At 47.9% G+C, this 19,738-nt stretch carries 24 protein-coding genes; 16 read left to right on the top strand and 8 right to left on the bottom strand.

The annotated features are described in order from the left end of the window. Positions 1 to 2: 2 nt before the first annotated feature. The 4 genes from ACY652_RS08645 to ACY652_RS08630 form a co-directional block, all read right to left on the bottom strand. On the bottom strand, positions 3 to 398 hold the full coding sequence (locus ACY652_RS08645) for a VOC family protein (RefSeq protein WP_462267893.1): 396 nt from the start codon (positions 396 to 398) through the stop codon (positions 3 to 5). Between the two features lie 162 nt (positions 399 to 560). Further along, entirely contained in the window at positions 561 to 977 is a 417-nt protein-coding gene (locus ACY652_RS08640) for a DoxX family protein (protein ID WP_462267891.1), read from the bottom strand. A gap of 13 nt (positions 978 to 990) precedes the next feature. Further along, positions 991 to 1,563: a dihydrofolate reductase family protein gene (locus ACY652_RS08635; protein WP_462267889.1), complete on the bottom strand. Its 573-nt coding sequence runs from the start codon at positions 1,561 to 1,563 to the stop codon at positions 991 to 993. Between the two features lies 1 nt (position 1,564). Further along, on the bottom strand, positions 1,565 to 1,999 hold the full coding sequence (locus ACY652_RS08630) for a VOC family protein (RefSeq protein ID WP_462267887.1): 435 nt from the start codon (positions 1,997 to 1,999) through the stop codon (positions 1,565 to 1,567). Positions 2,000 to 2,195: 196 nt separating this feature from the next. Between ACY652_RS08630 and ACY652_RS08625 the strand changes: the two genes are divergently transcribed. From ACY652_RS08625 to ACY652_RS08605, 5 genes are all read left to right on the top strand, one after another. After that, entirely contained in the window at positions 2,196 to 3,176 is a 981-nt protein-coding gene (locus tag ACY652_RS08625; RefSeq protein WP_462267885.1) for a GlxA family transcriptional regulator, read from the top strand. 124 nt (positions 3,177 to 3,300) lie between these two features. Continuing rightward, positions 3,301 to 4,473, top strand: a complete 1,173-nt coding sequence (locus ACY652_RS08620; protein WP_462267883.1) for a serine hydrolase domain-containing protein — start codon at positions 3,301 to 3,303, stop codon at positions 4,471 to 4,473. A gap of 25 nt (positions 4,474 to 4,498) precedes the next feature. Next, positions 4,499 to 4,813 carry a YbaB/EbfC family nucleoid-associated protein gene (locus ACY652_RS08615; protein WP_462267881.1) on the top strand — a complete coding sequence of 105 codons (315 nt, stop codon included), beginning with the start codon at positions 4,499 to 4,501 and terminating at the stop codon, positions 4,811 to 4,813. Positions 4,814 to 4,927: 114 nt separating this feature from the next. Then, positions 4,928 to 5,722: an SDR family NAD(P)-dependent oxidoreductase gene (locus ACY652_RS08610; protein ID WP_462267879.1), complete on the top strand. Its 795-nt coding sequence runs from the start codon at positions 4,928 to 4,930 to the stop codon at positions 5,720 to 5,722. Between the two features lie 187 nt (positions 5,723 to 5,909). Beyond that, positions 5,910 to 6,065 (top strand): lmo0937 family membrane protein, encoded by a 156-nt coding sequence (locus ACY652_RS08605; RefSeq protein ID WP_460680756.1) that lies wholly within the window; start codon positions 5,910 to 5,912, stop codon positions 6,063 to 6,065. Positions 6,066 to 6,173: 108 nt separating this feature from the next. Here ACY652_RS08605 and ACY652_RS08600 read toward each other — a convergent pair whose 3' ends face one another. Next, positions 6,174 to 6,662: a DUF1003 domain-containing protein gene (locus tag ACY652_RS08600; protein WP_462267876.1), complete on the bottom strand. Its 489-nt coding sequence runs from the start codon at positions 6,660 to 6,662 to the stop codon at positions 6,174 to 6,176. 321 nt (positions 6,663 to 6,983) lie between these two features. Between ACY652_RS08600 and ACY652_RS08595 the strand changes: the two genes are divergently transcribed. Both ACY652_RS08595 and ACY652_RS08590 read left to right on the top strand, forming a co-directional pair. Beyond that, entirely contained in the window at positions 6,984 to 7,220 is a 237-nt protein-coding gene (locus ACY652_RS08595) for a hypothetical protein (RefSeq protein ID WP_462267874.1), read from the top strand. A 101-nt stretch (positions 7,221 to 7,321) separates the two neighbouring features. Then, a complete protein-coding gene (locus ACY652_RS08590) occupies positions 7,322 to 7,999 on the top strand; it encodes a metal-dependent hydrolase (protein ID WP_462267872.1) in 678 nt (225 codons plus the stop codon). Between the two features lie 83 nt (positions 8,000 to 8,082). Here ACY652_RS08590 and ACY652_RS08585 read toward each other — a convergent pair whose 3' ends face one another. After that, positions 8,083 to 8,376 carry a HigA family addiction module antitoxin gene (locus ACY652_RS08585; protein WP_462267870.1) on the bottom strand — a complete coding sequence of 98 codons (294 nt, stop codon included), beginning with the start codon at positions 8,374 to 8,376 and terminating at the stop codon, positions 8,083 to 8,085. A gap of 216 nt (positions 8,377 to 8,592) precedes the next feature. On the opposite strand from ACY652_RS08585, the gene ACY652_RS08580 reads away from it, so the two are divergent. From ACY652_RS08580 to ACY652_RS08545, 8 genes are all read left to right on the top strand, one after another. Next, the gene (locus ACY652_RS08580) at positions 8,593 to 9,324 is read left to right on the top strand and encodes a dioxygenase family protein (protein WP_462267868.1); all 732 of its coding nucleotides are present in this window, start codon (positions 8,593 to 8,595) and stop codon (positions 9,322 to 9,324) included. A 77-nt stretch (positions 9,325 to 9,401) separates the two neighbouring features. Next, positions 9,402 to 9,911 (top strand): hypothetical protein, encoded by a 510-nt coding sequence (locus tag ACY652_RS08575; RefSeq protein WP_462267866.1) that lies wholly within the window; start codon positions 9,402 to 9,404, stop codon positions 9,909 to 9,911. Beyond that, positions 9,911 to 10,600, top strand: coding sequence for a pirin family protein (locus ACY652_RS08570; protein ID WP_462267864.1), 690 nt, complete (start codon positions 9,911 to 9,913; stop codon positions 10,598 to 10,600). The genes ACY652_RS08575 and ACY652_RS08570 overlap by 1 nt, the downstream gene beginning before the upstream one ends. A 359-nt stretch (positions 10,601 to 10,959) precedes the next feature. After that, positions 10,960 to 13,458, top strand: coding sequence for a M14 family metallopeptidase (locus tag ACY652_RS08565; RefSeq protein WP_462267862.1), 2,499 nt, complete (start codon positions 10,960 to 10,962; stop codon positions 13,456 to 13,458). A gap of 492 nt (positions 13,459 to 13,950) precedes the next feature. After that, positions 13,951 to 14,175: a hypothetical protein gene (locus ACY652_RS08560; RefSeq protein WP_462267860.1), complete on the top strand. Its 225-nt coding sequence runs from the start codon at positions 13,951 to 13,953 to the stop codon at positions 14,173 to 14,175. Positions 14,176 to 14,180: 5 nt separating this feature from the next. Then, positions 14,181 to 14,726, top strand: a complete 546-nt coding sequence (locus ACY652_RS08555; protein ID WP_462267858.1) for a hypothetical protein — start codon at positions 14,181 to 14,183, stop codon at positions 14,724 to 14,726. A 196-nt stretch (positions 14,727 to 14,922) separates the two neighbouring features. Next, positions 14,923 to 15,960 (top strand): alpha/beta fold hydrolase, encoded by a 1,038-nt coding sequence (locus ACY652_RS08550; RefSeq protein ID WP_462267856.1) that lies wholly within the window; start codon positions 14,923 to 14,925, stop codon positions 15,958 to 15,960. Positions 15,961 to 16,073: 113 nt separating this feature from the next. Then, on the top strand, positions 16,074 to 16,412 hold the full coding sequence (locus ACY652_RS08545; RefSeq protein ID WP_462267854.1) for a hypothetical protein: 339 nt from the start codon (positions 16,074 to 16,076) through the stop codon (positions 16,410 to 16,412). Positions 16,413 to 16,479: 67 nt separating this feature from the next. On the opposite strand, the gene ACY652_RS08540 is transcribed toward ACY652_RS08545, so the two are convergent. Both ACY652_RS08540 and ACY652_RS08535 read right to left on the bottom strand, forming a co-directional pair. Then, on the bottom strand, positions 16,480 to 16,776 hold the full coding sequence (locus ACY652_RS08540; RefSeq protein WP_462267852.1) for a helix-turn-helix domain-containing protein: 297 nt from the start codon (positions 16,774 to 16,776) through the stop codon (positions 16,480 to 16,482). A gap of 547 nt (positions 16,777 to 17,323) precedes the next feature. Further along, a complete protein-coding gene (locus ACY652_RS08535; protein ID WP_462267850.1) occupies positions 17,324 to 18,592 on the bottom strand; it encodes a pseudouridine synthase in 1,269 nt (422 codons plus the stop codon). 232 nt (positions 18,593 to 18,824) lie between these two features. Here ACY652_RS08535 and ACY652_RS08530 point away from each other — a divergent pair, with 232 nt between their 5' ends. Then, entirely contained in the window at positions 18,825 to 19,607 is a 783-nt protein-coding gene (locus ACY652_RS08530; RefSeq protein ID WP_462267848.1) for a lytic transglycosylase domain-containing protein, read from the top strand. The last annotated feature ends 131 nt before the right edge of the window (positions 19,608 to 19,738 follow it).

The raw sequence follows: 19,738 nt of genomic DNA, 5'->3' as shown, positions 1-19,738 counted from the left end.
TGTTACGCTTCCTGCGTATCTTGTGCAATAACAGAGAGCAGGTTACCGGCCGGGTCTTTGAACCAGGCAATCAGCGGGCCGCCTTTGCGGAAGATGCCTTTTGCATCGGTAGCCATCGGGGTGCCTTCATACTTTTCAAAGGTTACACCCCTGGCGGTAAGTTCATCTACCGCCTGTTCTACATCCGCTACCGGAAAGTTCAGTATGGTAAAAGTAGCCGGCTCGTGGCTGGGTTTAGGATAAATTAACACCGCGTTGCCGCCGGCTAAATGCAAGCGAAGCAGGCCGGGCATCTGCAATTCTTCTACCTGCAACCCTAAGGTTTGTTCGTAAAATGATTTGGCTTTAGCGCTATCATTTACCGAAAATCCGCTGAACGCTTTACTGTTGGTAAGCATAAGGGTGTTTTTTTAAATGAATGGTACCTGAATAGCATTTAAGAGCTCCGTCATTTCGACCGTAGGGAGAAATCTTCTTCAGGCGACTTGTTTGCGGCAGAAGATTTCTCCCTACGGTTGAAATGACAAAGTGGGGAGGTAATATGATTAACACAGATGACATTAAGCCAAAGACAAATCATCCTGCACGATTGCTGTTGCGGAGGTGGCCACTTTGGCTTTTAACCGTTTATGATATAGCAGATAAGCTGCTGCTGCCAGGCCGATAAACACCGGCATTACAGCCCAGTTTGCCACAGGCTGGCCGGAAGCAATAAGGCAATATGTAGCCCCAATCAAATCAAAGGTAAGCCCGGCATAGGCCCACTCCTTAAGGCGCGGATAGCCGGGTACCAAAATAGCCACTACCCCCAGCGCTTTGGCCCCTCCCACAAAAGGAACAAAGTAAGCCGGCAAGCCCAGGCTGGCAAAGCCTTTAACGGCCATAGGCATCACCATAATATCAGGAATGGCCGAGCCGAACATGACAAAGGCGAATAAGCCGGTAACTATCCAGTAAGTTATATTTATCTTCTTCATAACCTTATGATTTTTAAGCAGTAATAGCAGGTTTATAATGCAGCACAATAACCCCGCATTCAAAAGTAGTGGCTTTAACCAGTGTTAATTTCAGCGTTTGCTGCAATTCGCCAAAAATGCGCAACCCATTGCCAATAGCCGCCGGATTGATGAACAGATAATAGCAATCCACTAAATTACGGCTGATGAGCGCCGATGCAAAACCGGCTCCGCCATACGCCATCAGGTCGCCGCCGGGCTGCTGTTTTAATTGGTTGATCTGCTCCGCCAGGTCGCCCTGCATCAGTTCAGTATTTGGCCAGTTGTGGCTGTTCAGCGTTTGGGTAAACACCAGCTTGGGTATGCCGGCCATTTGCTGTGCGCCGGCATCCGTATTTTCAGGGTTGATGGCAGCGGCTTCCCAGTGCGGTATAAAGCCTTCGGCCAGTTTACGGCCCAGCAGCAAGTGATCAACCGAGGCCATAATTTCGGTTACAAAGCTGTTGAGTTCCTCATCCCAGTTCCAAGTCATCCAGTCCATTTCGCCGTTTGGGCCGGCCACAAAGCCGTCCAGCGAAAGCTGCATCTGTAATTTCAGCTTTCTCATATTACTGCTGCCTGTATTTGTCATTGTAGTTCACCATCCAGGTTACCCCGAACTTGTCGGTAAAATGGCCGTATAGATCGCCCCAGAACTGAAGCTCCAGCGGCATAATTATCTGGCCGCCTGCAGAAAGTGCCTCAAAAATACGATGCGCTTCCTCAGCGCTTTCCGGGCTGATCATGATATTTACCTGGTTGCCGGAGGCAAAGCCATCGGCCATTGGCCCTACCACATCCGAGGCCATCAGCATGGTGTGCTGGCCTATGGGCAGGGCAATGTGCACAATCTTGTCCTGATATTCTTCCGGCTGCCGGCCGTCGCCGGGCATATCTTTAAAGCGCATCACCATCGGAAATTCGCCGCCGAAAACAGATTTGTAAAAGTTGAACGCTTCCTCGGCGTTGCCTTTAAAGTTTAAGTAAGGATGCAGTGCTGTCATAGTTTAAGGTTTAAATAGTTTTTTAATCAGGGGGCGGCAAGGCTGCTTGCCGCTTTTTTGCCGGCCTGTAAATTAAAAATTTTTTGCTGTAATTGATGTTTCCAAATTTATGCCGGATGGCTGTTTCGCGGCCGGTGCAAAAACGGCAATCACAGGTGCCGATTACGACAAATGAAATCTATATATTTACTTCATCATGAAGCATATTTCTATCCTGGTTCCGCGCGGGCGCTGCAGTTTGGTCAACCTGGAGGGCACGTATCAGATTTTGCAGGAAGTGAACGGCTTTTGTGCCGCTATGGGCAAGCCGCCCTTATTTGAAGTACAGCTGGTAGGCATTGCCAGCCAGGTAAGCCAGCGCAGCGGCATGTTTACCATCAGGCCGGAGGTACTGATTGAGGAGGTGCTGCAAACCGACCTTATCATTATTCCGGCCCTGCACGGAGAGCAGGAAGTAGCTTTAACACTGAATGAGGAATTTGCCCCCTGGATTGTACAGCATTATCAAAAAGGGGCCGAAGTAGCCACCTACTGTACAGGCGCCTTCTTTTTGGCTTCTACCGGCCTATTAGATGGCAAACAGTGCGCCACGCACTGGAAAATGGCGGCCGAGTTCAGGCAGATGTTTCCGCAGGTACAGCTGGTGGATGATAAGATCATGACCGAGCAGGACCGCCTGTATACCAGCGGCGGCGCTTACTCTTACCTGAACCTGCTGCTGCACCTGGTTGAAAAACATGCAGGCCGCGATATGGCCATACTGGCCGCTAAGGTGTTTATGGTAGATATTAACCGCAGCAGCCAGTCGCCCTTTATTATTTTCCAGGGGCAGAAGGCGCATGATGATGCGCAGGTAAAAAATGCACAGGAATATATTGAGCAGAATTTTAGCGCTAAAATTACCATTGAGCACCTGGCCGACCTGATAGCCGTAGGCCGCCGCAGCCTGGAACGCCGCTTTAAAAAAGCCACCAGCAATACCGTAAATGAGTATATACAGCGTGTAAAGGTGGAGGCGGCCAAAAAGAGCCTGGAGATGAACCGCAAAAACATAAGCGAAGTGATGTACGAAGTAGGCTATACCGACCTGAAGGCCTTTCGTAACATCTTTAAAAAAATAACCGGCCTGTCGCCGGCTGATTACCGGAGCCGCTACAATAAGGAAGCGGTTGCCTGACCGGCAAGCATGTTTTTTCAGCAGATGTTCCGCTTATGCGGCGCTATTGCTTATTTTAAACTTTAACTTTTAAACTATAGTATAATTTCTCACTTTCGCGTGCGTTAGTTTGCATGCATTGTTTATGAGAGTTGTGTATAAAAGTTTACTGTGGGCAGCCATCTGCGTGCTACCGGTATTGTCCTGTTCCAACAAAAAGAAAGAGAGCACTACTGCTGCCAGTATCCCCTTTGATACACGCTCCATACTTTATTATAACCCCAAAACCGCCGACCGCAAGATTGATGATTTTGTGCAGAACCTGCACAAAAAGCACGGTTTTAACGGCAATATCCTGGTGGCAAAGGATGGCAAGATTATTTATGAGAACTCCATCGGCTGGGCCGATTACCTGCGCCGCGACAGCCTGAACATCGATTCGCGCTTTCAGCTGGCTTCCGTAAGCAAGCCCTTTACCGGTATGGCCACGCTGATGCTGTATGAGCAGGGCAAGCTTAAATTAGATGATAGCGTACAGCATTTCTTCCCTGATTTCCCTTATCATGGCATTACCGTACGTATGCTGCTTACCCACCAGAGCGGCCTGAACAATTACCAGTATGCCTTTGAAAAAGTGTGGGACAAGCACAAGCCCATGTATAATGATGATGTGCTGCGGCTGTATGCCCAGTATCACCCCCATTATTACAATAAGCCGGGGCAAACCTTTTTTTACAACAACACCAACTTCATGCTGCTGGGGGCCATTGTTGAAAAAGCCTCAGGTATGCCCTATGCCAAATTCATGAAGGAGAATATTTTTGACCCGCTGGGCATGAAGAATACGGTGGTTTACTCCAAAGCCAAAGACAAGGAGGTACCCACCAACGTATGGGGGTATGACCACATCTGGCGCCGCTCGGTAGTGCCCAATTACCTGGATGGCGTAATTGGCGATAAGGGCGTTTACTCCACCGTAAAGGATATGTACCTGTTTGACCAGGGCCTGCAAAAAGGCAAACTGCTGAAACCCGAAACCATGAAACTGGCCTACACGCCATCGGCACCGGAGCCTAAGCACCACAAGCATTTTAATTACGGCATGGGCTGGCGTTTGTTCACTGAGGACGACGGCAAGGTGGTAATTTACCATACCGGCTGGTGGCACGGTTTTCAGAACATGTTTGTGCGCGACCTGAACAACCATGTAACCATTGTAGTGTTAAGTAATGTATTTAACGGCAGCATTGCCCAGATAGATGACTTGTATAAGATTACCGGTATGCCGGTAATCCGCAAAGGGGCTTATGCCGACTAAGTAAACTTTCAAAAACACTGCAATTATGTTTGATAAATTATTTGAAGCCCAGCAAAAAGCGGGCGAAATGAAGCAGCGCCTGGATGCCATTACCGTAACCGGTACGGCCGAAGGCGGAAAAATCACCGTTACCGCCACCGGCAATAAAGCCATTAAGACCATTAGTATTGACGACAGCTTTTTTAAGGAAGCCGACCGCGAAGAACTGGAGGAATTGCTGGCCGTAGCCGTTAACAAAGCGCTGGAACAGGCCGAAAACCTGAGCCAGAGCGAAACCGCTGCAATGGCGCAGAACATGTTTGGCAACCTGGGCGATTTGGGCGGCATGTTTGGCAAATAAACGCCATACTTATCATTTATAAGCAAGCCACGCTATTTGACTTAGCCGTGGCTTTTTTGTACACACAAAGCTTATCTCCTTCCTGTTAAACCTTCAACTCACAGCTACACAAGTATGGATTTACAACTGAAAGGCAAACGCGCACTCATTACCGGCTCTACGGCCGGTATTGGTTATGCCATTGCACAGCGGCTGGCCGCCGAAGGCGCGCAGGTTTGGGTGAACGGCCGTACACAGGAGCGGGTGAACACTGCTGTTGAAAAGCTGAAAGCAGCTACCGGAAATACTAACATTCTGGCTGCAGTAGCTGACTTTGCCAAGCCCGACCAGATTGAAAACCTGGTGCAGCAGGTAGGCAGCATAGATATTCTGATTAATAACGTAGCCATATTTGAACCCAAAGAATTTGCCGCCATTACAGATGCCGACTGGTTTAATTTTTTTGAGCTGAATGTAATGAGCGGTATCCGCCTTTCACGTGCTTACTTTGATGGCATGCTGCAACGCAACTGGGGCCGCATCATTTTTATATCCAGCGAATCGGCTTTGCAGATTCCGGCCGAAATGATTCATTACGGCGTTACCAAAACGGCGCAGTTAGGCGTGGCACGCGGCCTGGCCGAACTTACTAAAGGTACAGCCGTAACCGTAAATACCGTATTGCCCGGCCCTACCCTGTCTGAAGGGGTGGGCGGCTTTATAGAATCGCTGGCGCAGGGCCAGCAGAAAACTGTACAGCAGGTTGAGGAAGATTTTTTCACCTCCGTGCGCCCTACCTCGCTGCTGCAGCGATTTACCCCCCCCGATGAGATTGCTGCAATGGTAACTTACCTGGCCAGTCCGCTGGCGGCCGCTACCAACGGTGCGGCCATACGTGCCGACGGCGGCGTGATTAAAACCGCTGTATAGCGTAAAGCATAAGTATACATTGAGCTAAACTTAGCGCAATATATACTTATGCTGTTCCTTTAACCATACAACTTTTAGTGCTAAAACATACTGAATGGGCCGTGTATAAGCAGCTTAAGTAACATGGCATGTGAATTGTAAATCAATCCGGTAATTATCAAACACATCTGCTAAAAACAATCACATCATGAGCAATTTACTTTACATCATCGCTGTTATCTTAATCATCGGCTGGGCAATTGGCGCATTCGCTTACTCTGCAGGCGGCTTAATCCACGTATTGCTGGTCATCGCTATTATCGCCCTTATCTTAGGTTTCCTGAGAAGAGGCACAGCGGTATAATTACTGGTGCTTTAACAGCACATTAAAAAGCATAAAAAAAGCTGCCTGTTAAACAGGCAGCTTTTTTTATGCGCTTATGCAGGCAGGGCCATGCAACCCTGCCTGTTGTCATGATTCCATATCATCCAGCTTTTGGTGCAGCTCCTGTATATCCAGCTTCTCCTTCATTTCTTCCAGTTCCTGGTCATGCGGCTGCTCAATGCCTAACTTTTTTTGAATATCATGCAGCATGGCAAGCATTTTTGTAATCTCATTTTCGGCCCTTACGTTTACCTCGAACTCCAGCTGCTGCCGTATCTTTTCAATTTTGCTTTGCCGGTTCTGGCCGATAAGTACGGTAATAGATAAGATAATGGCAAACATGGAAACCGCCATGGTAAGTATCGGGAAAGGAAAAGGGTCGAAAGGCGTAAGATGCGGCAGAAAATCAAGGTTCCAGTCAATCCATACTACAAAAAATATAACAATAAGGCATAAGAAGCCCATACTGCCAAAAGCGCCGATCATGAAATTGGCAATGCGGTGGCTATAGGTTTGGGGGATATCCAGCTTGGCCTTTACCTCTTGTTGTGAATTCTCCTGTTGGGGTTGTGCCATAATACACTTTAACGAATTTATGCGAAAGATACATATACCATTAACGTTATAATGCAGGCAAAAAAATCAACCGCAGGACTGTTTACCAACCCAATGCCCTGTACAACTGCTATAATTTAGTTTACACCTGGCTATTTTAAGCTACAACACTATACACACTTACCTGCATTAACACTTTAAAGTTATTCACAATAGCCACCCTTTACAGCAGCCGGATTGTGGATAAATCAACTACAGGAGGTATGCCATAAAAGCTGGCGCTACGGGCATCATATTTGAACTAACTGGTTATATATCTGATACCTGAATAAAACTATTTTTATGATTTTGCAACTCAATCCCTCCATGCTGGTAGATACACCGCTGGGCCGGGGGCAGGCCCTGTTTATTATTGATTACGGCATGCACCAGAACACCTGCTGGGTAGTGGCGCTGGAAAAAAACGGCGTGGTAAAGCATTTTGACTGTAACGATGTGATTATTACCACCAATTATACCTATCACCTCAATACAGACCGCCATACCAATATCCCGCCGCGGCAAATGGAAGCTGTGTAACAGGTGGTTACTACCAGCAGGTGTAGCATTTTTAATCATATTAACAAACATTACACCGGGGTAAATTGCTTTTTAGCTGCATGAATTATATTGCGGCACCTATGAAATTTACCTATTACGGCCATGCTACCTTCGAACTGGAGGTGAATGGCAAGAAATTATTGTTCGATCCCTTTATTACGCCCAATCCGCTGGCTTCGGCTATTGATATCAGCACCCTCAGACCCGATTACATCCTGCTCTCGCACGGGCACGGCGATCACATAGCCGATTTGTTTGAGATACAGCAAAACAGCGGCGCCAAAGTAATTGCCATTGCTGAAATCGCCGCCTGGCTGGCCGGTAAAGGCATTGCCGATGCACACGGCATGAATTTAGGCGGCGGCTTTAACTTCGATTTTGGCCGAGTAAAAATGGTAACCGCCCTGCACTCCAGCAGTATGCCCGACGGCAGCTACGGTGGTAACCCGGCCGGCTTTATCATTTATGCCGAAGGCAAGAAGTTCTATTTTGCAGGCGATACCGCCCTTACCTTAGACATGAAGCTGCTGGCCGATGAAAACCTGGACTGGGCCGCCCTGCCCATTGGCGACAATTATACGATGGGTGTTGACGATGCCATAAAAGCCGCCGGTTTTATTAACTGTAATAACATCATCGGCGTACACTATGATACATTTCCGCCCATAAAGATTGATGTGGAAGAAGCTAAAGAAAAATTTGTTAAAGCCGGCTTGAACCTGAAGCTGCCTGCCATTGGGGAAACGCTGGCATTATAATATATTAAATTACAAAAAAGGGCATTGCACTTTTAAAATGCAATGCCCTTTTTATAATTTCAGCAGACATGATACTGTAAAAATTATTGCAATACCAAAGCATGGCGGGCCGTTTGCAGGTCATACTCCATCTGCATACCTAAACAGTAGCCGGCGCTTATATTCAAAAGCTTTTCCAGTTTTAAGGCAGTTTTGGCGGATATATGCCGTTTACCTGCAAATATCCCGCTCAGGTGATGCGACAATATCTCCAATGCTGCAGCCACCTCTTTCTTGAGCAAGCCCCGCTCTTCAATTTCTTCCAGCAAAAACTCGCCCGGATGAAAGGCTTCAATCTCCAGTTCCTTACCGTTATGGTCCAATACCTGATTCGTCATAAGATATTAATGGCGCCTCCCTGGCGCATTTTTATAAATAGTACCTTAACTTTTTCATCAAAACAATTATTCGGGTTCCTATTCTTACTTATCAATTATAATCATTTATCGGCTTTTCGTCGGCACATTCTTTTAGTTCATCTATACAGCACTGCATTTGCGGTACCAACGCTGCACCTTTATCTTATTAAACAGTAACCGATAAATTTAACTGATATGGAACGTAAAAATTTTCTAAAAAGCCTGATGATCGGAGCGGCATCGTCCACAGTAATAATGGAAGCTTGTAAAAAAGAGTCTGGTACTACACCTGCTGCAGGCAATACATCCACATCGTCTGCAAGCGCCACCAGCGGCAGCACCTCCGTCAGCGGCTGTAACGTAGTACCTACAGAAACGGAGGGGCCGTTCCCAACCAAAGCCCCGGCCTCTTATGTGCGCAGCGATATTACCGACGGCCGCACCGGCTACAAGTTAACGGTGAACATTACGGTAAATAACAGCAGTTGCAATGCACTCGCTAACGCGCTGGTAGATATATGGCATTGCGATGCCGAGGGCAATTATTCTGAATACGGTGGTAGCGGGATGCAAAGCACCAACTATACCACCGTGCACTTTCTGCGCGGCCGGCAAACCACCAACAGCAACGGGCTGGTTACCTTTACCAGCATCTTTCCGGGTTGGTATAGCGGCCGGGCCACCCACATTCATGTGCACGTTTACAATTCGGCCGGCACTTCGCTCAAGGTAACCCAGATTGCCTTTCCTGAAGGCACCGGGACAGCCATTGCTGCAGTAAACGGTTATAAAAAAGGCCTTACCGGTTATACTTCTAACGCCAGCGATAACGTATTCAGCGATGGTTATAGCCTGGAGCTGGCTACCGTTACCGGTAATACCACCGATGGCTTTGTACTGAACATGGTAATGGCAGTACCTGCATAAATAAAGTTCTGTGTTGATTTATTTGATGAGTAAGGCGTTGCGGGTAAACTTCAACGTCTTATTTTGCTTTATAGCTTATGATTAACCGTAAAATCATACTTTGTTACCGTAAAATTATCAGCGCCGGGGCCGCCAGGTCCTGGGACCAGCTGGTGTTTGACGATTCTTACCTGGAGTTCAGGATGCAGGCGCAAAATTTCACCACCGGTACCCCGTATACCTCCTATGCCGAACTGATGCGCCATATACCTGCTGCCGCCCAGCTTGCAGCACGCATAACGCCTGCAATTTCGGGGTATGTACAGCAGTTGGGTAATTTGATGCCGGACATCATCAGCAATACAGGGCGGCGGTTTATCCGGTTCGATAGCTTCCAGCTCGAAATCATCAACTCGGATATCAACGACAAGAACAAACACCAGATCGGCATAAATTTCTATTCGGTACCGCTGCTGTGGGTAGATACCATTGATAATTACTTACTGGTGGCCGAACCGCCACAGGCCCAGGAAGCGGATGCACCACTGCTTACCCACCTGTTCCAGTTGGTACCTTACCTTACCATCCACTCCCTTAGCTACGTTTAATGATGGAACTGCTATCTCCCGGACAAATTTACCTGGCCGATCAGCGCGGCCTTACCGAAAATTCGGTTTTCAGGCGGTACAGCACCTTTAATTATGAAGATTACCAGCAGGCGCACCGGCAGCCTTTTGGCCCCTTAACCGTTTTTAATGATGAACTGCTGGCTGCCGGCCGGCAGGAGCAAATTACCGTAGCCCGGTCGGGCTATATAATACTACTGCCCGTTACCGGCGAGCTGTTGTATAATGATGATACCACCGTTGATGCAGGGCAACTGTATATCAGCTACGCCAATGCAGGCAGCACCTTTACCCTGACCAACCCTTACGAAGGTAACTGGATTAACTTTCTGTACCTGCATATAGATGCTGAAACCGCATCTGATTCGCTGGAATCAACCCTGCTGGACTTTAATTTCAGACAGCAACCCAATGCGTTGATCAGTATTACCCGGCAGTTGCTGACGCAACTGCCCTTCGCGCTGCACATCGGGCAGTTTGCCGGGCGCACGGATGCGCTGTTTGCCACACGCAACCTCAATGCTAAACTATTTGCCTTTGTTATTGCCGGCGCTTTCGAGTGCCAGGGCCGGCTGCTGCATGAGCGCGACGGCCTGGCCTTGTGGAACCTGCCCGAAGCGGACCTCGAAGCGCTGAGTAACAACGCCGTGCTGTTGTTGTTGGAAATGTAGGTGAGTTTGTGTGCCCATACCTGACTGGCGTATAAACCCCTCCCTGCCCTCCCGATGGAGGGATAAAGTCTTATCTCATTCAAACCCTCAATAAACTTCTTACTCTACTAATCGTTCAATCTCTCATTCAACACTTAGCTCCCTGGCGCACCGGCCCGGCAGAAAAAGCGGGCCATGCGGGGGCTATGTGCGGGGAAGCTTTTTTTCTGCCTTGATGTTATTCGCTATCGCTTATGAGATCACTGTGCTAAGTTTGGTTGCTTTTTGATCAAGCACAAAGCAAACAGGCGAAAACTAAAGCATAAAGCCTACAAAGCGGATAGCATCGCCAAAACAAATCACTACATTAGCTATACCTTATGCTAAAAAAACTACTTACCCTCCTCATCGCCGTTACCTGCGCCTACAGCGGTATGGCACAAAAAATACCTTCGCCTGCCGAATATCTGGGGTACCCGCTGGGCAGCCGCTTCAGTTTGCAGTACCAGGTGGCCGGTTATTTTAACGCCGTAGCCGCCGCTTCTAAAAATGTAAAGCTGGTACCCTATGGCACCACCAACGAGGGCCGCCCGCTGATGGTGATGTTTATCGCCTCGGAGGAGAACATCGCCCGGCTGGAAGAAATACGGCAGCACAATATGGCTCTAACCGGCTTGGGTAAAACCAATGCTGCATTGCCTAACGCGCCGGCCATCGTATGGCTGAGCTACAATGTGCATGGCAACGAGCCCAGTTCCAGCGAGGCGGCTATGCAAACCCTGTATGACCTGGTACGGCCCGACAACACGCAGGCCCGTAGCTGGCTGCGAAACACAGTGGTCGTCATCGACCCCTGCCTGAACCCCGACGGGCGCGACCGCTATGTGAACTTTTACAACCAGGCCAAAGGGGCGGTGCCCGATGCCACCCCTTCGGCACGTGAGCACCAGGAGCCCTGGCCGGGCGGGCGCAGCAACCATTATATGTTCGATATGAACCGCGACTGGGCCTGGCAAACACAGAAGGAGGTGCAGGCCCGTGTGGCCCTATATAACCAGTGGCTGCCGCAGGTGCATGTGGATTTTCATGAGCAGCAGTATAACAACCCCTATTACTTTGCCCCCGCAGCCGAGCCCATGCACAAGGATATTACCCGCTGGCAGCGCGATTTTCAGGTAACCATTGGCAAGAACAACGCGAAATACTTTGACCAGAACGGCTGGCTGTATTTTACCAGGGAAGAGTTTGATTTGCTGTACCCCTCCTATGGCGATACCTACCCGCTGTATAACGGCGCCATCGGTATGACGTATGAGCAGGGCGGCATTGGCGCAGGGCTGGCTGTGCAAACCCGCAGCGGCGATACGCTGACCCTGGCCGACCGTATTGCCCACCACCATTCTAACGGTTTAAGTACGGTAGAAACCGCCTCGGCCAATGCAGACAGGCTGCTGGCCGAGTACAAAAAATACTTTGATGCAGGCCGTACCCAGCCGCCCGGTACGTACAAAGCCTACGTGATAAAAAACACCAATGCCGATAATTTGCAGGCCTTAACTCAACTGCTGGATAAAAACCGCATTCAATACAGTGCGGGTAGTAACCAGCACGTATCAGGCTACAACTACTTTTCGGGCAAGACAGAACCCGTTACGGCAGGCCCGGCAGATGTGGTAATTAACGCTGCGCAGCCTAAAGCCACTTTGCTGAATGTGCTGATGGAGCCTGAAACGCTGCTCACCGACTCTAACACGTATGACATTACCGCCTGGGCTTTGCCTTATGTATACGGCTTAAAAACGTATGGATTAAAACAGGCCCTAACTACCAGTGGGCAGGCGCTGGCCAAAACGGTAGTTACGCCTGTGCCCAACACCCGCGCCTATGCCTATGTGTCTGGCTGGCAATCCCTGCAGGATGCGCGCTTTCTGGCGGCCCTGCTGCAAAGGCACATTAAGGTGCGCTATGCCGAAACGGCCTTTACCGCCGCAGGCAAACCGTTTAATGCCGGCTCGCTCATCATCACCCGCGCCGGTAACAACGAGGCGGATTTCGACCGCATGATTACCGAAACGGCCAAAACCTTTAACCGGCAGCTTACGCCGCTCAGTACCGGCTTTGTAGACAAGGGGGCCGATCTGGGTTCGCGCTTTGTGCATTACCTTAATGCGCCCAGGGTGATGCTGGTTACCGGCGAGGGCACCTCCTCCACAGATGCAGGCGAGGTATGGCACTTTTTTGAGCAGCAGCTAGGCTACCCCATTACCCAGGTGCGCTACCAGGATCTGGGCCGAACCAAACTCAGCAACTTTGATGTAATGGTGATGCCGGATGGCTATTATAACGACATCCCCTCTGACAAGCTGCTGGACTGGGTGCGCGATGGCGGCAAGCTCATTGCCATGGGCAACGCCGCCGGCAGCCTGGTTGGGCGCAAGGGATTTGATTTAAAAACCAAGGAACCGGCGGCTAAAGATAAAGAGCCGAAAAAGCCGGTAGCGGCTAACAACTATGGCGACCGCGAGCGGGAATCCATTAAATCGGGCGTACCGGGCGCTATTTACCGCATTACGCTGGACAATACCCACCCGCTGGGCTACGGTTACCCCAACTATTATTACACGCTGAAGCAGAATGATGATGTATACGAATACCTGGGCAGCAATGGCTGGGATGTGGGCACCATCGGCAAAAACAGCTATATGGCCGGCTTTGTGGGGCAAAAGGCCAAAGCCAAACTGGTGGACGGCACCCTGCTGGGCGTACAGCAGGAAGGCCGCGGCAGCATCATCTACCTGGCCGACGACCCGCTGTTCCGCAGCTTCTGGGAAGGCGGCAAGCTGCTGTTCAGCAATGCGGTATTTATGGTGGGAAATTGAGGAAAATCAGTTTTGGGATATATGTAGGATTATGGCGCAAGGTTCTATGATCCGGTGATTGCGAGGTGGACATCCATAGACCCACATGCTTAAAAGTATCAAGCGTTATCACCGTATAATTACGTCGCAGATAACCCGCTTAAATATATTGATGAAGATGGGCGAGATATAATAGTCCCTAAAGCAGATCGTGCCGCAGTTACTCAATATATAAACTCTCGTGCAGCAGGTACATTTGCTATAAATTCTAAAGGCCATTTATATCAGGTTAGTTCAAAAGGGTCTCCCGGATTTTCAACATATTATCGAGATAAGCTTGTTAAGGGTATAAAAAGTTCTAACAAAATTACAGTAGCGATAGGTCAAACATATACTGATAAAGGCAATCAGAAAAGTGTCGATGCTGATGCTGGTGGCGGAGTTACTATTTCTAGAACTACCACTAAAACAGATCCGTCAACAGGTAAGGTTACTACAGAACGGTCAGCTGATGTGATTATATCAGGTAATCCTAACACTAATATTCAAGATTCTAATGGAAAACCTTTAAATGATAGTCCAGCAGATATTTTAGCTCATGAACTTGTTGGGCATGCTATTCCTCGCACAGGAAAATCCGACACTGGCAATGCCGTAGATAATGAAAATAAAGTCCGAACTGAATTAGGCCCAGGTAATAATGCCCAACGGGCAAAAGAGACTAAACATATAGAATAGATGATATGAGAAAATATTTTTATAGCTCTCTATGCTTGATAGAGTTACTTTTAAGTTCTTTTAGTTGTAATACAAAAGGTGGCAAGACCGGTATTATTAAAGATGTAGATAAGAAAGTAAGAGTTGAGGTGTCTAACAACTTAAAAACGAAAACATTAGAATGTAAATTAATAAATAACGATAAAATCAATTATTATATTCCTGACAATGGCTGGCGCAGCTATTCGCATGATACGTTATATTTAGAAGCTGTTTATAAAAGGCGAAGTGATGATGATAATGTTATTAGTTATAATCAATTTAACCCACCCAAATTTGTAGAGCTAAAATCCGGTTCAATAATTGATAAAAATATCGATTATAAAAGTATTTCAGTAAAAGCACCTACCTATATAGCTGTAAGGGTCTTTAAGAGTAAATATCCTTATGACCCAAAAAAGAATTATGAGAAATATCATTCATTAGATGCTTTTCTTGATTTTGAGAAAACTAATTCATTTTTACTAATTGAAAAAGTCGAAAATATTAAAAGCAGTAAAACAAATAAATAATTAGAAGCCCCTCTGCTGGCGCGAGTTTGCAACTCGTGTCCTTGTCCTTTTAGTTAAAGTATTGTTATTATCTGAATATGGCAAAGAGAGGCACGGGTTACAAACTCGCGCCAGCACAAAGGGTTGGAAACTTTGAAGAACAGGAGAATTCGTAATTTTAATAAACAAAAGACATGCTTAGAATCATAAACAACTTATGGAGATCACACGCAGGTCATTGATACGTTTCCTGGTTGCCGTTCCTGTAACCAGCATTTTGGCAAACGGCGGGACACCGGCCAGTTTGATAACGGATGATGAACTTAAGAAAGTACCAAATAACAACGCTTACAACAAAGAAATGAAACATGTAATTGCCGGCGACCTGGATGTTGCCTACTATGAAACCGGACCGGCAAATGGCGCCCCGGTAATATTGCTGCATGGTTTCCCTTACGATGCGCATACTTACGACGAAGCGGCACGACAGCTTGGGGCATCGGGGTTACGCTGTATTGTTCCATTTCTGCGTGGCTACGGTCAAACACGTTTTCGGTCGGCCGCCACTTTTCGGTCGGGTCAGCAGGCGGCACTCGGAGCAGATTTGCTTGCCCTGATGGATGCCCTTAAAATTCAGCGCGCCGTGCTGGCCGGATATGACTGGGGCGGGCGCGCAGCCTGCGTTGTTGCAGCGTTACATCCCGGGCGCGTAGCGGGGCTTGTTAGCTGTGGAACAGGATACAATATTCAGAATATGTCGATGGCAACCGCACCTTTGTCGCCGGAGAAGGAACATCTTCACTGGTACTGGTTTTACCTGAATTCGGAACGTGGGAAAAACGCGCTTACCAATGAACGCAACACATTGTGCCGCCATCTATGGACAACCTTTTCACCAACCTGGAAATTTAACGATGATATCTTTATGCAAACGGCGGCCTCTTTTCAGAACCCGGATTTTGTTGATGTGGTACTTCATTCGTACCGTTACCGGATAGGCGCTGTTCCCGGCGATCCAAAATTTAACGAAACGGAAGACCGGCTGTCACAACAGCCTGAGATCAGCGTGCCAGCAATTGTTCTTATGGGCGGCGCAGACGGAGTGGACCCTGCGGAGGATACAGACAAGTTCGCCAATCATTTTTCAGCACTCCGCGATTCTATAACGCTAAAAAATATCGGCCATAATCTGCCGCAGGAAGCCCCAAAAGATTTTGCCGCTGCTGTTATGCGCATCACAAGGGAAGGACTGTAGTGGCAGGCTAATGGCGTAAAGCATCGAAGTTGGAAGCTTCGAAGAACAGGTGATGATCCCTACGATCAGAAAATGATTAAAGAGGGTATTAATTATGAAAACCAGAACAACCCATGAAGAAAGTAATATTGCTTACCCTTACCACATTAACCATTATCGTTTTTGGTTGTGACTTAAAAACTAAAAGCGAGAGGCTTATATTGACTAAAAAGAGTTCAATTGGGCAGGTTGTAAAATTCTATTATGTTGAAGTCGGAGCAACGGCCAATGATGTAATGCAACTTAGACAAGTGACTAATGATAGCCATGAAGTTCTTATAAAAGCTTATGAGCATAATCTTTTAAAAGAGGTTAAGTTTACTTCAAAGGATTCTCTCTTTTTTGTATTGTCTGATACTACATCGTTTGGCCTTAGCAAAAACTCAGACACAATAAAAGTCAAAATAAAATAGACATATAGTTCTTCAAAGTTCCACAAAGCAAACAAATAACCGAGCCCCTTGATTGGGGCTTTGCTTTTTACAGTGCAGCCACATTGTTATTGAAAAAATCCTTAAACTTCTTTTTAGTAAGCATGGTATCAATGATCTTAAAAACTACTGTGCGGTCTTCCTCGTCCAATTGATTGATCATATTGATCTGCTCAAAGTTGGGCTTGTCCTGAATGGTCACATCAACCGGCTGAACATCAAAATGTACTACTTGGTCGATGGTCATACCGAAATACCCGGCAAAGCGTTCCAGTTCATCAATAGCGATATCACGGGTATTGTTCTCCACTTTGTTATAGCTGGTATAGGGTATCTTCTCCTTCACTGGTCTAAGTTTAGCGTAGCGTAACTTAGACCTCCCTGCAGTTGCAAACTCGCACTTGTTAAAGGGGGTGTTGATGGCTGTTGTATTATAGCCTGAAAATGCAGCTTTGGCCCCTATACAAAGCAGGGAGGTCTAAGTTACGCTACGCTAAACTTAGGCCAGTGAGGGAGATATATTTACCGCCGGTAATTCTTCGCATTAAAAAAGAATACCCTCCGGCACTCGCTGCCAGAGGGTATCAACCTAAACCTTATCACAAAAGATCATTGCATTACGCAATAATCAGGTGCAAATATGCAATATGTCATAATTAACCGCAAAAAAACGAAGTTAAAATTCGATTAGAATTGCCCGGTTTTCGGCTGTCAGAAAAAATTATGAGCCTCGCCCGGCCGCCGTTGCCCTGTTGCCGGTAACGCCCATGCAATACCCCCCTACCTGCGAAAGTGGGCAGTGCTATCATCATCAATAAGCGTTTAACCAACAAGGGCCGATTATTACCATCAGCCCTTGTTGTTCATATCTCTTTTTATAAAATAGTTGCTACCTATATCAAATGCTTCAACTGTATCACTTCGCTTTCTTCGAGGTAGCGCCAGCGGCCGCGGGGAAGGTCTTTTTTGGTGAGGTTGGCATATATGGTACGGTCCAGCTTTACCACCTCGTAGCCCAGGTGCTCAAATATGCGGCGCACAATGCGGTTCTTACCGCTGTGTATCTGTATGCCGATCTCGCGCTTGGTGCCGCCTTGTACATAGGTTACCGCATCCGGCTTAATCAGTCCGTCCTCCAGCTCCAGCCCGAAGCTGATCTTGTTCAGGTCGCCCTGGGTCAGGTTCTTGCTCAGTTCTACCTGGTAAAGCTTGGTAATGCTGTTGCGCGGGTGCGATAGCTTGTCGGCCAGGTCGCCGTCGTTGGTCATCAGCAGCAGGCCGGTGGTGTTACGGTCTAAGCGGCCAATCGGGTAAATGCGCTCCTTGCTGGCTTTTTCTACCAGGTGCATTACGGTGCGGCGTTCCTGCGGGTCTTCGGTAGTGGTAATATAGTCCTTCGGCTTGTTCAGCAGCACGTATACCATCTTCTCGCGCTTCAGGGTTTCACCGTTGTAGCGGATCACATCCTTACTGGGGTTTATCTTGGCACCCAATTCCGAAACCACCTCGCCGTTTACCGATACCACACCGGCGGCAATCAGCTCATCGGCCTTGCGGCGCGAGCAGATACCGGCATTGGAGATGTAGCGGTTCAGGCGGATCAGGTCATTATCGGCGCCCACCTTTTTATGGGTTCTGGGGCGGGTATCATCACCCTTGTTATTACGGCTGCGCATTACGCGCGCCGGCCGGTCCTCGCTGCTGCGGGGGCGGTCGGTATAGGTACGCTCGCCATCTTTGGGTTTGCTGTATTTGCCTTCGCCGGTGGTGCGGCTTCTTAAAGGCCTGCGGTCTTCACCGGTATCACTGCGCCGGGCATCGGGGCGGGTGCCTTCGCCGCGCGGAGCGAATTTTTTAAACGGGCGGTCGTCCCCGCCTGCGGTTTTACCCCTGCTGCCGGTGCCATAAGGCTTTTTTTCGCCGTTTTCGGCGGAATATCGCCGTTTATCGCTGTTTTCGGATGAATTTCTGTTCTTATCGGTGCTGTCGGCACCGTATTTTCTTGCCGGCTTACTGCCGGTATCGGTTTTTTTAAATTTGGAAAAAGGGCTGCTTTCTTTATAAGAGGATGATTTTTTGAATGATGCTCCACTGCGCGGAGGGCGGCCGGAGGCGCTGGCGGACTTGTCTTCGCGACTGTTCCCTGGTTTTTTAAATGCCATAAATTACTATTGTTTTCTCAAGAGCGAGGGCGCAAAAATACGCAAAATTTAAGTGTGGATAAAAAAAATTTCAATCCGCCGAAAAGTGTGTTTTTAACACTGTAAGGACGGTTTTTTGAGTTGGCTTTTAAGTGCATAACACACTAAGCCATGATAAGTACTTGACAATCTGCATGCTTTTCTTACCTTTGCCACACATCTAAGCCTGTTTGTTAAACTTAAAAGCACCCGAATGATCAAAAAACACTTGGTTACGTGCAGCGTAACAGTAGTGCTGTTTATCGTTTCAAAACTTTTCATCTACAGTACCACAGATGTTAAACCGGCCAATCGTTTTGGCTATACGTCAAGGTTTACCTTCTATGTTGAAAGCGAAACAAAAACGTTGAATTTTGCGCAGGAAGCGCTTCCTTATGATAACTATAAGGTAACCAATAAACTGGCGCACTCCATCCGCAAACGCCGGTTCAATATTTACAAAACCGCCGCCATGCAGCGCCGCGTACAGCGGTTATTCGCCGTAATTGAGCCTATATTAAGGGCTTATGGCATCCCCGAGGATTTTAAGTATATCCCGCTCATTGAGTCGGGTATGCAGAAAGGCGTAAGATCAGCCCGAGGGGCTGCCGGAATATGGCAGTTCATGCCGGGTACCGCGCGCGAATACGGCCTTAAGGTTAACCGCCACCGCGATGACCGGCTTAACCTGCGTAAATCAACCATTGCCGCCTGCAAATACATTAAGGAGTTATATGGTAATTTTGATAACTGGACACTGGCCGCCGCCGCTTACAATTGCGGTTCGCCACGAATAGCCCATGCCATTAATCACCGCAACAAAGGCAATTACTACTTGATGCGCCTTAACCGCGAAACCGGTGTGTATGTATACAACCTGTTAGCCGTTAAAAAGATCATTGGCACCCCCGATGCAGTGATACCTGATGCGCCTGCAGCGTCTAAACCGGGCAGCAGCGTAGGTATTTACGCCTGGATGCTGGCGCAGGCCGGGTAACTATTGTGACATCTATATTATAACCCCTAACTGCAAAGGCTGCGGTTTGCTATGCCATGCCCTGATTTTTAGCTATCTTTGCCATTATTTTTAGCAAGCAATAAGTGGTTCAAACTTAGCGGTATAATTCA

It is taken from the genome of Mucilaginibacter sp., assembly GCF_965200995.1.
Classification (GTDB): domain Bacteria; phylum Bacteroidota; class Bacteroidia; order Sphingobacteriales; family Sphingobacteriaceae; genus Mucilaginibacter.
This window is presented reverse-complemented; position numbering and strand designations above follow the sequence as displayed.

Excerpts from the sequence above, each read along its gene's own strand:
- ACY652_RS08530 (WP_462267848.1), top strand. The coding sequence starts at position 18,825 with ATGATCAAAAAACACTTGGTTACGTGCAGCGTAACAGTAGTGCTGTTT.
- ACY652_RS08550 (WP_462267856.1), top strand. The coding sequence starts at position 14,923 with ATGGAGATCACACGCAGGTCATTGATACGTTTCCTGGTTGCCGTTCCT.
- ACY652_RS08590 (WP_462267872.1), top strand. The coding sequence starts at position 7,322 with ATGAAATTTACCTATTACGGCCATGCTACCTTCGAACTGGAGGTGAAT.
- ACY652_RS08575 (WP_462267866.1), top strand. The coding sequence starts at position 9,402 with ATGATTAACCGTAAAATCATACTTTGTTACCGTAAAATTATCAGCGCC.
- ACY652_RS08620 (WP_462267883.1), top strand. The coding sequence starts at position 3,301 with ATGAGAGTTGTGTATAAAAGTTTACTGTGGGCAGCCATCTGCGTGCTA.
- ACY652_RS08610 (WP_462267879.1), top strand. The coding sequence starts at position 4,928 with ATGGATTTACAACTGAAAGGCAAACGCGCACTCATTACCGGCTCTACG.
- ACY652_RS08580 (WP_462267868.1), top strand. The coding sequence starts at position 8,593 with ATGGAACGTAAAAATTTTCTAAAAAGCCTGATGATCGGAGCGGCATCG.
- ACY652_RS08535 (WP_462267850.1), bottom strand. The coding sequence starts at position 18,592 with ATGGCATTTAAAAAACCAGGGAACAGTCGCGAAGACAAGTCCGCCAGC.
- ACY652_RS08635 (WP_462267889.1), bottom strand. The coding sequence starts at position 1,563 with ATGAGAAAGCTGAAATTACAGATGCAGCTTTCGCTGGACGGCTTTGTG.
- ACY652_RS08555 (WP_462267858.1), top strand. The coding sequence starts at position 14,181 with ATGAGAAAATATTTTTATAGCTCTCTATGCTTGATAGAGTTACTTTTA.
- ACY652_RS08600 (WP_462267876.1), bottom strand. The coding sequence starts at position 6,662 with ATGGCACAACCCCAACAGGAGAATTCACAACAAGAGGTAAAGGCCAAG.
- ACY652_RS08630 (WP_462267887.1), bottom strand. The coding sequence starts at position 1,999 with ATGACAGCACTGCATCCTTACTTAAACTTTAAAGGCAACGCCGAGGAA.
- ACY652_RS08605 (WP_460680756.1), top strand. The coding sequence starts at position 5,910 with ATGAGCAATTTACTTTACATCATCGCTGTTATCTTAATCATCGGCTGG.
- ACY652_RS08595 (WP_462267874.1), top strand. The coding sequence starts at position 6,984 with ATGATTTTGCAACTCAATCCCTCCATGCTGGTAGATACACCGCTGGGC.
- ACY652_RS08585 (WP_462267870.1), bottom strand. The coding sequence starts at position 8,376 with ATGACGAATCAGGTATTGGACCATAACGGTAAGGAACTGGAGATTGAA.
- ACY652_RS08545 (WP_462267854.1), top strand. The coding sequence starts at position 16,074 with ATGAAGAAAGTAATATTGCTTACCCTTACCACATTAACCATTATCGTT.
- ACY652_RS08565 (WP_462267862.1), top strand. The coding sequence starts at position 10,960 with ATGCTAAAAAAACTACTTACCCTCCTCATCGCCGTTACCTGCGCCTAC.
- ACY652_RS08640 (WP_462267891.1), bottom strand. The coding sequence starts at position 977 with ATGAAGAAGATAAATATAACTTACTGGATAGTTACCGGCTTATTCGCC.
- ACY652_RS08570 (WP_462267864.1), top strand. The coding sequence starts at position 9,911 with ATGATGGAACTGCTATCTCCCGGACAAATTTACCTGGCCGATCAGCGC.
- ACY652_RS08625 (WP_462267885.1), top strand. The coding sequence starts at position 2,196 with ATGAAGCATATTTCTATCCTGGTTCCGCGCGGGCGCTGCAGTTTGGTC.
- ACY652_RS08615 (WP_462267881.1), top strand. The coding sequence starts at position 4,499 with ATGTTTGATAAATTATTTGAAGCCCAGCAAAAAGCGGGCGAAATGAAG.
- ACY652_RS08645 (WP_462267893.1), bottom strand. The coding sequence starts at position 398 with ATGCTTACCAACAGTAAAGCGTTCAGCGGATTTTCGGTAAATGATAGC.